1 protein-coding gene is annotated in these 302 nt (G+C 26.8%); it reads right to left on the bottom strand.

Annotation, left to right across the window (positions count from 1 at the left end; translation table 11 throughout):
• On the bottom strand, positions 1-302 hold a 302-nt coding region (locus ACJDU8_RS25810; protein WP_406795038.1), incomplete at both ends, for a 3'-5' exonuclease.

The raw sequence follows: 302 nt of genomic DNA, 5'->3' as shown, positions 1-302 counted from the left end.
TCCCATTATTTCTCACTTTTTCTATATTCATTTTTCCTATGTACCTAAAAGGCTTATTTACTATTCTTATAAAGCTGTCCTTATGGCACATATCTACAGCTAATTTGAGATACGCTATTAAATCTCTGCAAATAAAATGATTATAAAAATTATACTGTCCATCTAAGAGTTTAAATTTTATATTGTATTTTAAAAGGTTATCTATTAAACTTCTGGATTCTATACTAGTCCTGTATAGCACAGCTATATTTTTATACTGATACTTACCTTTTTCTATAAGCTCTTTTATAGAATTGGACACA

The organism is Candidatus Clostridium eludens, from assembly GCF_045310515.1.
Taxonomy (GTDB): domain Bacteria; phylum Bacillota; class Clostridia; order Clostridiales; family Clostridiaceae; genus Clostridium_B; species Clostridium_B eludens.
Note: the sequence above shows the minus strand (reverse complement) of the source record. Positions and strands in the feature narration are given on the sequence as shown.